Genomic DNA, 14,626 nt, shown 5'->3' on the forward strand with positions numbered 1-14,626 from the left:
CTAATCTGATCGTAGTCAAAACTTTGGGTTCACGCTAGAGTTCAACAATGTCTCAGATTCCCTTTGTCCATCTGCGCTCTTTTTCAGCTTACACCATCTTGGATGGCGCGATGGAGCCGAAGGCGATAGGCGCTGTTGCCAAAGAGCGCGGGTTTCCGGCGATAGCATTAACGGACCGCATCGGCCTGTTTGCGTCGATGGCGTTTGACGACGGTTGCAGAGCCAACGGTGTTCAACCGATAACCGGCTGTTTTTTAAGGGTCGCCAGACCCGGCCCCAGCGGAAGCGACAAGCCGGCAATGGACTGGATTGCGCTTTATGCGCAGAATGAAGACGGCTATCAAAATCTCTGCAGACTGGTGTCCGCCTCTCATCTGGAACGCCCGGCGGAGCTAGATGCGCATATTCCGCTTGAGATGCTTGAGCAGCATAATGCCGGCCTTTTGGCGCTGACCGGTGGCGGTGAAGGGGCCGTAACCCGTTTGCTTGCAGAAGAGCAGCAGTCGGAGGCAGAGGCCTATTTGACGCAGCTTCAGCAATATTTTCCTGATCGGCTGTATATCGAGCTGTCCCGCCGTGATGATCCGGTTGAAATGGTAGCGGAAGCGGGCCTGATCGCACTGGCGATGGATCGGAATATTCCTCTCGTTGCGACCAACCCCAGTTGTTTTGCCGAGCCGGATTTTCATGAAGCCCATGATGCCATGAAATGCATTGCCGGGTCCGCTTATGTGGAAAATGATGACCGCGACAAACCATCGCCGCATCTGTGGATCAAGAGCGCCATGGTTATGGAGGATTTATTCTCCGACCTGCCTGAAGCGCTTGAAAACACGCTGGTGGTGGCAAAACGCTGTGCTTACTCACCACCACGCCGAGATCCCATTTTGCCGAGTCTGGCCGGCGATCTGGCTGGCGAGGCTGAACAGTTGCGCCGCGATGCAACCGCTGGGCTTGAGGAACGCCTGGCCCATGTTGGTGATATTGAAGGGGCAGAGCGGCAGGACTATTTTGACCGGCTTGATTTTGAAATCAATGTGATCGTTAATATGGGTTTCCCGGGCTATTTTCTGATCGTTGCGGACTTTATCAAATGGGCAAAGGATCAGGATATACCGGTCGGTCCGGGGCGCGGTTCTGGCGCGGGCTCGGTAGTGGCTTGGGCGCTGACGATTACCGATCTTGATCCGATCAAACTGGGTCTGCTGTTTGAACGTTTCTTGAACCCGGAACGTGTGTCGATGCCAGACTTCGACATCGATTTCTGCGAAACCCGTCGCGGCGAAGTGATCCGCTATGTGCAGGAGAAATATGGCACAGGGCAGGTCGCCCAGATCATTACGTTCGGTAAGCTCAAAGCGCGAGCGGTTCTGCGTGACGTCGGCCGTGTTTTGCAGATGCCTTATGGTCAAGTGGACCGCCTGACCAAGCTGGTACCCAACCACCCGACCGATCCATGGGACCTGAAAAGGGCGCTGAACGGTATTTCCGAGCTGGCGCAGGACTATAAGCAGGCTGATGTGAAACGCCTGTTTGACCTTGCGATGAAACTGGAAGGCCTGCCGCGCCATAGTTCGACCCATGCTGCCGGTGTGGTCATCGGGGACAGGCCGCTCGACCAGCTCGTCCCGCTTTATCGCGATCCACGGTCGGATTTGCCGGTCACCCAATTTGACATGAAATTTGTTGAGCAAGCCGGTCTGGTGAAGTTCGATTTTCTGGGTTTGAAAACGCTTTCTGTTCTGAAGAAGGCCGTGGAGTTGCTCGCTGAACGCAATATCGAAGTCGATCTCGACACGCTTGCTTGGGATGATGCAGCAGTGTTTGAATTGCTGCAAAGAGGCGATACCGTTGGTGTTTTCCAGCTCGAATCCGAAGGTATGCGGCGGACGCTGGCCGCAGTGAAACCCACGAATTTTGGCGATATTATCGCCCTCGTTTCGCTCTACCGCCCTGGCCCGATGGACAATATCCCGCTCTTCGGAGATCGCAAGAACGGGCGCGCGGAACTCGCTTATCCGCATCCGCTGCTCGAAGACATCCTGAAAGAAACCTACGGCATCATCGTTTATCAGGAACAGGTGATGCAGGCCGCGCAGGTGATTGCGGGTTACTCGCTTGGTGAAGCCGATATGTTGCGTCGCGCGATGGGCAAGAAGATCCAGTCGGAAATGGATGCGCAGCGCAGTATCTTCGTCGAGGGCGCTGCCAAGAACGGCGTGGAGGGACCGCAAGCGAACGAATTGTTTGACCTGATCGACAAGTTCGCCGGCTATGGCTTCAACAAAAGCCACGCGGCCGCTTACGCCTTGCTGGCTTATCAGACGGCCTGGCTCAAAGCCCATTATCCGCATGAATTTTATGCCGCCTCGATGTGCTTTGACATGCATCAGAGCGACAAGCTCAGCATTTTTGTCGATGACATCAAGCGGCTTGGCGTGACGATATTGCCGCCTTCGATCAACAAAAGCCGACCGTCGTTCGCGGTTGAAGAGCAGGAGGGATCGCTGCTTGCCGTGCGTTATGCTTTGGCGGGGCTGAAAAATGTCGGGGAAAAGGCGATGCAGTCGCTGGTCGCCGAGCGGGCTGAAAGCGGGCCGTTCCAATCGATGGATGACTTTGCCAACCGGGTTGATCCGTCCGGAATGAACAAAAGGCAGATTGAAAGTCTTTCTGCTGCCGGCGCGTTTGACGAAATGGAACCCAATCGTGCGGCCGTTTATGAAGGGGCGGACATGTTGCTGTCTGTCGCCAATAGCGCGGCAGAGGCAAGGACCAGCGGGCAGGGCGGTCTTTTTGGCGAAGGCGGCGCTGGCGATATGCAAGCCATTCGCCTGCCGGCAAATAGCAATTGGAACCTCAGCGAGATCATGTTGCGTGAGCGCGATGCTTATGGTTTCTACTTCGCATCCCATCCGGTCACACAATTTCAGGCTGTGACGTCCTCTCATGGGGCGATGACCTATGCAGCCTTGTGTGAAGAGGGTCCGATCGCCGAGGGACAACGCAAGCCAGCGGTCATGGCGGCGCTGGTCGAAGGTGTGCGCTGGCGAGAGAGCAAACGTGGCAAGCGGTTCGTACTGGTCGACCTGTCGGACAGCAGCGGGCAGTTTTCCGGCAGCTGCTTTGAGGAAGAGCAATGCGAATTGCTGGCGGATATGGCCAAGGAAGGCAGCTGTGCCTTGCTGAACGTGGAACTCGATCAGCGTTCCGACGACGAAAGCCCGCGTGTCGCGATCCGGCGGGCACAGGCGATGGATGGTCTGGAAAAGACCACCCGTACAAGGATGGAGCTGGATGTGCGCAATCTGGACAGCCTGCACGAGCTGAAGAATTTCCTGGCACCTCTCGCTGGCGGCAAGAGCGAACTCATTGCCACGGTGCCTAGTTTTGACGGCGAAGTTGCTCATATTTGCCTCGGTCGTTCCTTTCAGCTTGATGCGCAGGTTGCAGAGACGCTCAGTCATATTGCGGGGCTTGAAAATATCCGTCTGGGCCCTGCTACCGGCTCTCGACCAGTCCGACATCGGAGGCCCAATTTAAGACTTGTAAGCTGAGCCATTTCAGTCGAAAAACAGCCAAACAAAATATACGGAGAGATAAATGGCTGGAGCTATGCAGGGCAGTGCGCTCAAAATCACCAATTTGATTGATCACGCGGCGCGGGAACATAGCACGCGGGAAATTGTCAGCTATTGGGCGGATGGCTCGCTCACCCGCACCAATTGGGGCGAAATTGGTCAGAATGCGCGAAAATTTTCGCAGGCACTGCAACGGCTTGGCATGAAAAAGGGGGACCGGATCGCGACTATCGCGATGAACCATGCCCATCATTTGATCAGCTGGTATGGCTCTGCGGGCATTGGCGGCATTCTGCACACCGTGAACCCGCGCCTGTTTGAAGAACAGTTGGTCTATATCATCAACCATGCCGAAGACCGGGTGCTGCTGTTCGACAAGATGTTCACCCCGATCATCGAAATGCTTAAACCGCAGCTGAAGACAGTCGAGCATTATATCCAGTTTGACGGAGAAAAGGGCGACTATCCCGTCTTCCGTGAGCTCGTTGATGCCGAAGACGGCAATTTTGACTGGGTCGATGTGGACGAAAATGATCCTTGCGGTCTGTGTTACACCAGCGGTACCACCGGCAATCCCAAAGGCGTGCTTTATGAACATCGCTCCAATGTCCTGCATGCCCTGACCGAGGTGCAGCCGGATATCATGGATCTTGCGACCCGTTCTGTGATGCTGCCCATTGTACCGATGTTCCATGCCAATGCCTGGGGGCTGCCTTTTGCCTGTGCGGCAGTCGGCGCGAAGATGGTCTTTTCGGCGAGCAACGAAGCGCCGGTCCTGTGGAAACTGATCCGCGAAGAAGGCGTCACCCATAGCGCCGGTGTGCCGACGGTCTGGCTGTCGATGTTTGCCGATATGGACGCCAATGGCGGCGATTATGGCAAGCTGCAGGTTATTACTATCGGCGGTTCGGCCTGTCCGCGATCGATGATTGAGCGGTTGATGAAAAACGGCATGCGCGTGGCCCATGCCTGGGGCATGACGGAAACCTCGCCCATTGGCACGGCAGGCTCGCTTCCCGCCAACTGGGATGATCTGAGCTTTGACGAGCAGGTCGACGTGATCTGCAAACAGGGGCGGCCTCCCTTTGGTGTCGAACTCAGGGTTGTGGATGACGATGGCAATGTCCTGCCGCGCGATGGCGAGTCGAGCGGAACCCTGGAAATTCGGGGCCCCTGGATCATCAAGCGCTATTACCGTGCCGATGAAGAAGCGGTCGAGGATGACCTGTGGTTCGACACTGGTGACGTCGCGGTACTGCACCCCGATGGGACAATGCAGATCACCGACCGGGCCAAAGATGTGATCAAGTCAGGCGGCGAGTGGATCAGTTCGATCGAACTGGAAAACGCCGCCGTAGGCTGTCCGGGCGTAGCGGAAGCGGCGGCAGTCGGCGTCTATCACCCGAAATGGGATGAACGGCCGTTGTTGCTGGTCGTCAAGAAACCGGACGCCGAGGTGACACAAGAAGATGTGATCGCTTATCTGACCGACAAGGTCGCCAAATGGTGGCTGCCAGACGAGGTGAAATTCATCGACGAATTGCCGCATACCGCAACCGGCAAAATCCTGAAACGCGCGCTTCGCGATGAGTATAAGGATTATAAGCTGAAAAGCTTAGCGGAGGTGGATTCTTTATAAGCCCTCAGGCGCCGGGCGGGGGGGATTTTTTATTTCACCTCAGGCGCCGGGCGGGCCCATCCGGGCCCTTGGCTACGCGCCAATAAGGCGCGGCGGCCGGTCGGCCTTGCCTTCGCTGCGCTCGGTTGTATGACCTCGAGATCTGTACCAATCCGACGCGAAGCGGAGGCAAGCGCGACCGCGCGCCCGAGCTTATGCGAGGAAAGCCAAGCGGGCGGATGCCCGCGCCCGGCGCTTGAGGGAATAAATAAAGACTCCCTTCCAAAGTTCACACCATTCACACCCCCATCCCCCCCGTCATCCCAGCGCAAGCTGGGATCTCCTCGAAACCTGCCGCTCTGCTGCATGGAGATTCCAGCTTGCGCTGGAATGACGATGGCAAAAGGCGCGCCCTCAAAGTTCACACAGATCACACCGGCTCGGGCAGGTCATCGAATATCCCGCTGCGTTCCAGCAAGCCGCTGCGCTCGGCGCGGTCCCAATCGAGGTCGCTCCAGGTTTCCCGGCTCGCCACATCAAGGTCCGATACATCAATATCCTCCGGTGCCATGGCCTGGATCTGCTCCCGTCCCGCTTGCAGCTCCAACATCGCGATAATATGCTCATCAGAGCGCTGGTTTTCCTCTTCCGAGGCCGTCCGGCCAGCGCTATCAATCTCTTCCACCAGCGCTGCGCAATCCTCGCCCTTGCCAATGCCGTCGAGCAAATCATCAAAATGCTCCGCTGCCACCCGCGCAGGCTTGCCCGCCAGATCAATACCATCCGCCATCTTGTCGAGCCGCGCCATGGCAGCGAGAAACAAGGGCGCGCTCCAGCGGGTGCGCATGCCCACTTCCTCGCCCTGATGCCATACCGCCTCGTCCCAGCCATTCAGCCCCTTATCGAGAAGCGCATCCTGATAGATATCGCGCGCATGGATAAGCGCCGCATCCCACGCCCGGGCAAAGGCCCGGCCATCATGGCGCTCCCTGGGCTGCGCCAGATCATCAGGGGCAGGGATATCGGTGAAGCTATCGTGTGAAGGGAGTTCGGTCATCTGCTGTTCCTTGTTCTATGAGGGGAACAATGAAGATAACCTATCTGGTTATTTGTAGGAAAGAGCCTGTTCAGCCTTATCTCTTGATAGTACCGGCTAAGTTCTCAACAAGGAAAGGTTCACGGCATGTTTGCAATCACCGCGATCAGTCGATCCACATCGTCTATGTCATGATAGATTGCAAAGCCGATACGCAGAACATCGCCCCTGACATCCGTGACGATATTGCGGTCCGTCAAGCTCGCGTGAAGCGATGCCGCGTTCTGGCCCTTATAGGCGAGAAATCGCGCATGGGGATTTTCGTCCAGAGGGTTCAGCAGGACCATGTTCGGCAGCGGGTCTTGCCCGACAAAATAGGTTTGCAATTTCGCAACATGCTCGGAAATAACGGCAGTTGATAATCCGACCTTTCGCAGCATCGCCTGTACCGCGTTGAACCGATAGAGGCCAGAGGGATCAAAAGTGCTGCCGAGAAACCTGCGGCCATCCGGGGCATAGCCGATTTCTCCGGGCGGCAGAGCGAGGTCATCAAACGCAGCATACCAGCCGGTTACCGGCGGTCGGGGCGCATAGCCGGGCGGTGCGTGGAGGAAACAGACGCCTTCCCCGGCCATTGCATATTTATATCCACCAGACATGTAGAAGATCATATCGGCAAAGGGCGAAAGATCAGTGTCGAGCGCCATATAGCCATGATATCCATCAATCACGACCCATGGCCCGTCCGGACGCGCGAGCCCGGCTAATTGTTCCATCCCGTCGAGGATGGTGCCGGAGTTAAACAGCACCTGACTGGCGAAAATGAGATGATGATCGCCCGTCTGCGCTTTTTCGACAAGCGCATCGGCCGCCACTGGTTCGACAATCACTTTGCCGGTTTCTGACCAGCGATCCATCTGCCGCCGGAAGCTATGAAACTCGCCATCGGTGGTCAGGACGCGAACCGGATGGGCCGGGATGGCGGACATAATGCGGATCAGGAAATCGTGCGTATTGGGGGCAAAGGCGATGGTTTGCGGGTCAGGCAGCTTAAGTTCGGCAGCGATGTGCCCCTGCGCCTCGGACCAGACCGGGCCCATTATTTTATCCCATTTATGATCCGCCAATGCCATCGCGTCATCGCACGCCGCCATGTGTCCGCTATAGGCGGCATCTGGCCAGAGATGATGGCTGTGGGCTGCGAAATGCAGGCGGTTCGGATTGGCGGCAAACGCCTTGGAGAACAGGGACTTCCAGCTCATAAAGCCGTGCGTAGCGACCAGAGTTCGGGAAAGGCACGCTTGGGCAGCGTGGATTGCAAATAGGATACACCAGCCGTACCGCCGGTTCCCATTTTACCGCCGATAATACGTTCCACGGTCAGGACATGCTTGTGCCGCCAAGTCGCCATCGCATCATCGAGATCGACCAGTTTTTCCGCCAGCTGATAAAGCTCCCAATAGCGTTCGGTATCGCGATAGACTTCGAGAAACGCCGCTTCGACTTCGGGAGACGGGACATGGGATTGACTGAAATCGCGTTCCAGAAGAGAGGAAGAAATTGCAAAACCAGCGCGCGCCAGAGCGGCTATGGCATGGTCCCAAAGGCTGGGTGCTTCCAGCGCCGTCTGCATGGCGGCCTGTGCTTCGGGGCGGTCGTCCTGATATTTCAGAAAGCCCTTGTCCTTTAGTCCGAGCAAATATTCGACCGTGCGGAACTGGTCAGATTGAAAACCTGAGCTGGCCCCCAACACGTGACGAAACCGCGTATAATCGCTGGGTGTCATTGTGGACAGAACGTCCCAGCTTAATGTCATTACCGCTTGAATCCGGCTGACGCGGGCCAGCGCCTTATAGGCCGGCACCAAGGCATCATTGGCAATTTGGGAGATGGCGAAGCGAAGCTCGCGAATAATCTGTTTCAACCACAATTCTTTGGTCTGATGAATGATGATGAACAGCATCTCGTCATCGAGCTTGGACTGCGGGTGCTGCGCGGAGAGGAGGGTGTCGAGAGCAAGATAGCTTGCGTAGGTGACGTTGTGTTTTTTTGTCATGATGGAACGTAACCTTTGCCGGCGACAAAGGGAAGGTTCGGCTGGCATATATGATGGGTATTAAAACAACTCCATCTGGCTTCCTTTGACCAACGGCCGTTGAAACAGATCGGTTCGCAGGGTAAATCTCGCTTTGCCTAAACCATGTTTGCGGGATGCAATGGCAAGGCGGTGGTGAAGCAATTTTGCCCACGGGCCTTTCCCTTTCATTCTGCTATGGAAATCGGGGTCATTTTTCTTTCCGTCACGCAACGAAGCAATGATATTCATGACCTTGTTTTTGCGATCTGGAAAATACGCTTCGAGCCATTGTTCAAATAGCGGAGCAACTTCGTGGGGCAGGCGCATGGGAGTGATCGACACACTTTGTGCCCCGTTGTCCACAGCGGCTTCAACAATGGACTCGATCTCGTAATCGGTAATCGCCGGGATAACCGGAGCTATACTAACATGAACTGGTATGTTGAGCGCGCGCAAATGTCTGACAGCGGCGAGTCTTTTCACTGGTGACGGTGCGCGCGGTTCGAGCAGACGGGCTGTCTGCGGATCGAGAGTCGTGACCGAGATGGCAACGGCCGTCAGTTCCAGAGCCGCCAGAGCCGCAAGGGTTTCGCTATCATCAATCACTTTGTTGGACTTGGTCGTAATTCCTACCGGGTGTCTGGTCTCCAGCATGACGTCCAGTATCGTGCGGGTAATGCGATAGCGTTTTTCAATGGGCTGATAAGGATCGGTATTGGTTCCCAGGGCAATCGGCGCTGGCCGATATTTTGGTTTGGCCAAAGTCTCGCGGAGCAATTGCGCGGCATTGGGCTTGGCAAACAGCTTGGTTTCGAAATCCAGACCAGGCGATAGATCGTGATAGGCATGTGTCGGGCGCGCATAGCAATAGATGCACCCATGTTCGCATCCGCGATAGGCATTGATGGAACGGTCAAAGGGAATGTCCGGGGATGTGTTGAAGCTTAATATGGATTTAGGCGTTTCGGTTGTGACTTGGGTGCGAAGCTTGGTTGGACTGTCTCCCAGTGCCTCACGATCATCCAGCCAATCACCATCGGCCTGGCGGCTGGGCAAATTGAATCGGTGACTGTCGTTGTTAGTGACCGCGCCGCGCCCCTTCCGGGCGGGTGGGGCAGGCCTTTTGTCCTGTTCCATGAATATGATATAGCATGAGAACAAAAAAAGAACAAAGGTCTATTTTTCGCGTAGTCTCGGCAGCAATTCGACAAAGTTGCACGGACGATGGCGGCTATCTAGTTGGGTGTCCAATATGCCGTCCCAGCCGTCTTTGACCGCACCGTTGGAGCCCGGTAGCGCGAAGATATAAGTGCCTCTGGAGACGACGGCACATGCGCGCGACTGGACGGTGGATGTCCCGATCTTGTCAAAACTCAGCCAGCGGAACAGCTCGCCAAAGCCCGGGATGTCTTTGTCTTTGACGGCATCGAGCGCTTCGGGCGTGATGTCGCGTCCAGTAAGGCCAGTCCCGCCTGTGGTGATGATCACGTCGACGGTTTCCTCGTCAATCCATTCATGCAGCTGCGCGACAATTTTGGATTTCTCGTCACGGATCAGGTTGCGATGGATCAGTATATGACCTTTATCTGTGATCCGGTTTGCCAGTATATCGCCGGATGTATCTTCTTTGAGGGAACGGGTGTCGGACACCGTCAAAAGAGCGATGTTTATCGGTTTGAACGTCCGGCTTTCGTCTATCGGCATGGGTTTTCTCCGGTGGCTTTTCGGCTGCTATATAACCCATATTGTCGGACTTTTATAAGCCATAAAGAATAGGGGCTTTTCGCCGGTGCTCTAACCGTCTAATCGCTTGTATTAATGTCGAACGTTCCGGACTTCACTGCTGTCATATTGGGCCTGATTCTAGCCGCCTGGCTGGGTGCGTCTGCCTGGGCGGTGTGGACTGGTTTGGCGATGAAGAAAAAGGCGGCGGCCACGATGCGCCAATCGGGACGTTTAGGGCGATTGCTCGAAACATCTCCGGCGCTTCCCTTGTTGGTCCGGTCGGATGGAAAACTGGAAGCATCACAGCGATTGATGCATTGGCTGGGCTTTGACTATTTGCCGGCCCATATTTCGGAACTTCATAGCAATGACGCGGGGATGAGCCGCGCAGACCTGGAAGGGCTGACGCAGGATGTGAACCTGGCGCAGAAATCAGGAGGCAGCTTTACCAGAGCAATCAAAGTTGCCGGGTCGGATAAAGCGTTGTTGATCCATGGAGGATTGGCGGATCAGAAAATCGCGCCCAATGGCAGTGCCCTGCTATGGGTATTTGATGCAACTGACAGCCAGAACCAGATTGAAAAACTGCGCGCCGAAAATGAAGAAGCCCATGCCGCGTTTGATGCGCTATCGGCACTAATTGAGGCGGCACCGGTTCCGATGTGGCATCGTTCCCGTGACTTACAACTGACGCTGGTCAATAGTGCTTATGTAAGAGCTGTGGATGCAAAGGACGGGGCTCAGGTCGTTGAAGAAGGTATTGAGCTTGTTGAGACAATCAACGGGGTCAGTCCCAAAGACGCCGCAGCACAAGCAAAAGAGAAGGGTGAGCCCCATGAGCGCGTGGTGGCGACCACCATTGGCGGACAGCGCCGCACCACCCAAGTGGTCGACGTGCCGCTCGGCAAATCAGGCATTGCCGGTTACGCCATCGATATTCAGGAATTGATCGATTCGCGCAAAGAGCAAAGGCGGTTCAATGAATCCCAGCGTGATATGCTCGACAAGATATCTGCTGCTGTTGTGCAATTTGATCCCGACAAATCTTTGCAGTTTTGCAACCTGCCATTTCAGCGTATTTTTTCCATGCGCCAGCAATGGATAGCGGAGCGACCAGAATTTCCGCGTGTTCTTGACCGGATGCGCGAGATGAACCGGATTCCTGAAGTACGCGATTTTCCCGAATGGCGGGAAGAGCGCACGAAATGGTTCAAATCAACCGGCTCGATAGAAGAAAACTGGATGTTGGCCGATGGTACGCATTTGCGGGTTATTGCCAACCCGACGCCGGATGGCGGCCTGTTGATGATCATCGAAGATCGTACCGAGCAGGTTCAACTGGCCAGTGCAAGAGATACGTTGTTGCGCGTGCGGACCGCAACATTCGACAATCTGTTCGAATCCGTGGCTGTCTTTGCTGCGGATGGCAAACTCAACATCTGGAATCACCAGTTTGCTAGCATCTGGAATCTTGACGAAGAGGAATTGGGTAAACATCCGCGGGTCGATACTTTGATGCAGAAAATGGCGGTTCAGTTGAAACAGCCGGCCCGGATTTCGGAAGTCCGTGCCATGGTTCGGGCCGCGACGTCTGAACGCGAACAACAAAGCGGTCAGATGTCCTTTGCCGATGGCCGCCGATTTGAATTTGCCGCCATACCGCTGCCCGACGGGAATGCGTTGTTCACGATGCTCGACATATCGGATAGTCGGCGCATTGAATTGGCACTGCGCGAACGCAACGAGGCGCTGGTAGAGGCGGATTCGATCAAAGCTTCTTTCCTATCCAATATGAGTTATGAATTCCGAACGCCGCTCACCTCAATCGGTGGTTTTGCTGAATTGCTGGACAATGAAGTGGCCGGGCCATTGACAGAACAAGGTCATGAATATGCCCGTGCAATCTTGCAGTCCGTGAAAAGGCTGGGGATGCAGATCGACAATGTTCTTGACCTCAGTCAAAGCGAGGCAGGAGCCTTGCCGATTGCCAAGGAAAAGGTGAACCTCAATAAGCTGGTCGAAGAAATTGCGGCGCAATTTGCCGATGATGCGCAAGCCAAGAATATTGAAATGGAATTGCAGCTGGACGATACGCTGGGATCAGCCTTGGCGGATGGCAAGCGTCTGTCTCAAGCCATTGGTCAGATCGTAGATAATAGTATCCGTTACACGGGTGAAAATGGACGTTTGCTGATCAATGGCAGCGGTAATGTGAAACAGGCCGTCCTTCATATTTCTGACAACGGTCCAGGCATGAGCGCAGGCCAGCAATCGAAGGCATTTGATAGTTTTGCCCGATCACGCAAAAAGACAGGCGAGAATGTTGGTGGCCTGGGTCTACCGCTAGCCCGGCAATTATTGCTGGCGCATGGCGGCGAACTGACCCTGACCTCAGAGCCGGGTCAGGGCACGTTGGTCACCATTCATCTGCCGCGGCAATAGGCGGATATTCGTGATATTACAAAGCGAAGCAGCGACCATGGCTCTGGGCAAACAGCTAGCTGATATCCTGCTACCGGGCGATAAAATCGCTTTGACCGGGACATTGGGTGCAGGAAAAACAACCCTGGCGCGGGGCCTGTTGCGCGGTTTGGGTTTTGAGGATGATGTGCCTAGCCCGACCTTTGCCATTGTCCAGCAATATGAACCACCGGAAGTCCGGCTATCTTTGGCTCATGTTGACTTTTACCGCATTGAAGACCCAAACGAGATTCAGGAATTGGGGCTCGATGATATTCTTATGGATGGCGCGATCATTGCAGAATGGCCAGACCGAATGGCTGATAGCTTCTGGACCGAAGGCCTGCAAATTACCTTAGAAATACGCAATGACAATACTCGCCAGTTGACTTGGACGGCTGGCCCCGCTTGGAAAGACAGATGGCCAATAATATGACACCGCCCGCAGCGGCGCAGGATTTTTTAGACAATCACGGCTGGGGAGGCGCAGAGATACTACCGGTCGCGGGCGATGCGTCTTTTCGCCGCTATTTTCGGGTCGTTGACGGAGGTCGCAAAGCAATATTGATGGATGCGCCGCCCCCGCACGAAGATCCCCGCCCGTTCATCCATATCGCGCGGCATCTGAAGGCACAGAATTTCGCGGCGCCGGAGATATTCGGGGAGGATCTGAAAGAGGGACTGGTTTTGCTGGAGGATTTTGGTGACCATCGGATGCGTGAGCATCTGGACCATCATCCGGAAGACGAAGAGGCGATTTATCGTCGCACGATTGACCTTATTAAGGAGCTTCATCAAAAGCCCGCCGCCAAATTACCGCATTATGACTGGGATCAATATCTCAAAGAGGTCAATTTGCTTCCCGAATGGTATTGTCCCGCGCAATCACTTGATGTGGATACAGCCGGTTTTACCGATGCATGGCAATCCGTCTTACAGCCGGTAATTGCGTCTCAAAAATCTCCAGTTACGGTCCTTCGCGATTATCATGCTGAAAATATTATGTTGTTGGACGACAATCGGCTGGGACTTCTGGATTTTCAGGATGCGCTTGCCGGGCATGCCGCCTATGACCTTGTTTCAATGTTACAGGATGCGCGCCGTGACGTTTCGGATGAGCTGGAAGAGGCCATGCTGGAATATTATCTGGACGACCGGTCTTCTGACGAAGCCACCCAATTTCGCGGCCACTATGCCATATTGGGGGCGCAGCGGAATACGAAGATAATCGGTATCTTCACCCGTCTTTTCGTGCGTGACGGTAAAGCGCGTTATCTCGACTTTCTGCCGCGCATGTGGCGTCTGTTGGAAAAGGATCTGGCCCATCCTGATCTCGCTCCCGTGGCAAACTGGTTCGATCAGAACGTTCCGGAAGATGTCCGCAGCAAACCCATTGCGGCGGTACAGGCATGAGCAAGGTTGAAACCGCAATGGTTATGGCAGCTGGCCTGGGAAAGCGTATGCGGCCTCTAACCGCTACCCGTCCCAAACCGCTGGTCAAAGTGGCAGGCAAAGCAATGATTGATCATACTCTCGACAAATTGTGGGAAGCGGGGGTGATGAAGGTCGTCGTTAACGCGCACTATCTGCCAGATGCTTTGGAAGCGCACCTTAAGGCCGTCAACTACCCTTTTGATATCAGAATTTCGGACGAACGGGCGCAGTTGATGGAAACGGGCGGCGGGATGGTACAGGCCGCACCGCTAATCGACGAGGACAGGTTTTTTGCCATCAACAGCGACAATCTTTGGACCGATGGACCAACCAACAGCCTGCAGCGGCTGGAAGAGCGTTGGGATGATGCTGAAATGGATGCGCTTTTGCTGCTGGTGCCGCAAACATCGGCGCATAATTATAAGGGCGCCGGTGATTTCAAGCTCGACGACTATGGGCGCGTGTCACGGCGCTTGCCGGATCGCCAAGCCCCTTTCATCTATACGGGCATTCAGCTTCTCTCCAAACGCCTGCTCCGCGACGCGCCCGACGGGCCGTTTTCGACCAATATTCTTTGGAGCCGGGCGATTGAAGAAGGACGACTTTATGGACTGGTGCATGAAGGGGACTGGTTTGAAGTCGGGTCCCCTGAGGCCATTGCTCCGACCGAGGCGGCTTTGCGCCGTGTATAGGCC

General features: G+C 55.2%; 11 protein-coding genes. 6 read left to right on the forward strand and 5 right to left on the reverse strand.

What is annotated here, in order from left to right:
* Nucleotides 1–47: 47 nt before the first annotated feature.
* Both dnaE and J4G78_RS00390 read left to right on the forward strand, forming a co-directional pair.
* On the forward strand, nt 48–3,557 hold the full coding sequence (dnaE, locus tag J4G78_RS00385) for a DNA polymerase III subunit alpha (protein WP_207987927.1): 3,510 nt from the start codon (nt 48–50) through the stop codon (nt 3,555–3,557).
* 46 nt (nt 3,558–3,603) lie between these two features.
* Nucleotides 3,604–5,220: a long-chain fatty acid--CoA ligase gene (locus J4G78_RS00390; RefSeq protein ID WP_207987928.1), complete on the forward strand. Its 1,617-nt coding sequence runs from the start codon at nt 3,604–3,606 to the stop codon at nt 5,218–5,220.
* Nucleotides 5,221–5,629: 409 nt separating this feature from the next.
* Here J4G78_RS00390 and J4G78_RS00395 read toward each other — a convergent pair whose 3' ends face one another.
* The 5 genes from J4G78_RS00395 to moaB all read right to left on the reverse strand — a co-directional run bounded on the left by J4G78_RS00395 (nt 5,630) and on the right by moaB (nt 10,016).
* Nucleotides 5,630–6,256: a hypothetical protein gene (locus J4G78_RS00395; RefSeq protein WP_207987929.1), complete on the reverse strand. Its 627-nt coding sequence runs from the start codon at nt 6,254–6,256 to the stop codon at nt 5,630–5,632.
* A 119-nt stretch (nt 6,257–6,375) separates the two neighbouring features.
* Entirely contained in the window at nt 6,376–7,497 is a 1,122-nt protein-coding gene (locus tag J4G78_RS00400) for a kynureninase/PvdN C-terminal domain-containing protein (RefSeq protein ID WP_207987930.1), read from the reverse strand.
* A complete protein-coding gene (locus J4G78_RS00405) occupies nt 7,494–8,291 on the reverse strand; it encodes a tryptophan 2,3-dioxygenase (RefSeq protein WP_207987931.1) in 798 nt (265 codons plus the stop codon). Before J4G78_RS00405 ends, J4G78_RS00400 begins: the two co-directional genes overlap by 4 nt.
* Before the next feature lie 60 nt (nt 8,292–8,351).
* Nucleotides 8,352–9,449, reverse strand: a complete 1,098-nt coding sequence (locus J4G78_RS00410) for a PA0069 family radical SAM protein (protein ID WP_207987932.1) — start codon at nt 9,447–9,449, stop codon at nt 8,352–8,354.
* 39 nt (nt 9,450–9,488) lie between these two features.
* A complete protein-coding gene (gene moaB, locus J4G78_RS00415; RefSeq protein WP_207987933.1) occupies nt 9,489–10,016 on the reverse strand; it encodes a molybdenum cofactor biosynthesis protein B in 528 nt (175 codons plus the stop codon).
* A gap of 114 nt (nt 10,017–10,130) precedes the next feature.
* Between moaB and J4G78_RS00420 the strand changes: the two genes are divergently transcribed.
* The 4 genes from J4G78_RS00420 to J4G78_RS00435 are packed head-to-tail and all read left to right on the forward strand — an operon-like array spanning nt 10,131 to nt 14,623.
* Entirely contained in the window at nt 10,131–12,479 is a 2,349-nt protein-coding gene (locus tag J4G78_RS00420) for a sensor histidine kinase (RefSeq protein ID WP_207987934.1), read from the forward strand.
* A 10-nt stretch (nt 12,480–12,489) separates the two neighbouring features.
* Complete coding sequence (gene tsaE, locus J4G78_RS00425) at nt 12,490–12,933, forward strand: tRNA (adenosine(37)-N6)-threonylcarbamoyltransferase complex ATPase subunit type 1 TsaE (RefSeq protein ID WP_207987935.1); 444 nt, start codon at nt 12,490–12,492, stop codon at nt 12,931–12,933.
* A complete protein-coding gene (locus tag J4G78_RS00430; protein ID WP_207990290.1) occupies nt 12,930–13,910 on the forward strand; it encodes an aminoglycoside phosphotransferase family protein in 981 nt (326 codons plus the stop codon). The genes tsaE and J4G78_RS00430 overlap by 4 nt, the downstream gene beginning before the upstream one ends.
* Nucleotides 13,907–14,623, forward strand: coding sequence for a nucleotidyltransferase family protein (locus J4G78_RS00435; protein WP_207987936.1), 717 nt, complete (start codon nt 13,907–13,909; stop codon nt 14,621–14,623). The genes J4G78_RS00430 and J4G78_RS00435 overlap by 4 nt, the downstream gene beginning before the upstream one ends.
* Nucleotides 14,624–14,626: the final 3 nt, after the last annotated feature.

Source organism: Parasphingorhabdus cellanae (genome assembly GCF_017498565.1).
GTDB lineage: Bacteria > Pseudomonadota > Alphaproteobacteria > Sphingomonadales > Sphingomonadaceae > Parasphingorhabdus > Parasphingorhabdus cellanae.

What these genes read in the sequence shown, in the direction of transcription:
- J4G78_RS00390 (WP_207987928.1), top strand. Translation starts at nt 3,604, where the DNA reads ATGGCTGGAGCTATGCAGGGCAGTGCGCTCAAAATCACCAATTTGATT.
- J4G78_RS00430 (WP_207990290.1), top strand. Translation starts at nt 12,930, where the DNA reads ATGACACCGCCCGCAGCGGCGCAGGATTTTTTAGACAATCACGGCTGG.
- J4G78_RS00405 (WP_207987931.1), bottom strand. Translation starts at nt 8,291, where the DNA reads ATGACAAAAAAACACAACGTCACCTACGCAAGCTATCTTGCTCTCGAC.
- moaB (WP_207987933.1), bottom strand. Translation starts at nt 10,016, where the DNA reads ATGCCGATAGACGAAAGCCGGACGTTCAAACCGATAAACATCGCTCTT.
- J4G78_RS00435 (WP_207987936.1), top strand. Translation starts at nt 13,907, where the DNA reads ATGAGCAAGGTTGAAACCGCAATGGTTATGGCAGCTGGCCTGGGAAAG.
- J4G78_RS00400 (WP_207987930.1), bottom strand. Translation starts at nt 7,497, where the DNA reads ATGAGCTGGAAGTCCCTGTTCTCCAAGGCGTTTGCCGCCAATCCGAAC.
- J4G78_RS00420 (WP_207987934.1), top strand. Translation starts at nt 10,131, where the DNA reads ATGTCGAACGTTCCGGACTTCACTGCTGTCATATTGGGCCTGATTCTA.
- J4G78_RS00410 (WP_207987932.1), bottom strand. Translation starts at nt 9,449, where the DNA reads ATGGAACAGGACAAAAGGCCTGCCCCACCCGCCCGGAAGGGGCGCGGC.
- J4G78_RS00395 (WP_207987929.1), bottom strand. Translation starts at nt 6,256, where the DNA reads ATGACCGAACTCCCTTCACACGATAGCTTCACCGATATCCCTGCCCCT.
- dnaE (WP_207987927.1), top strand. Translation starts at nt 48, where the DNA reads ATGTCTCAGATTCCCTTTGTCCATCTGCGCTCTTTTTCAGCTTACACC.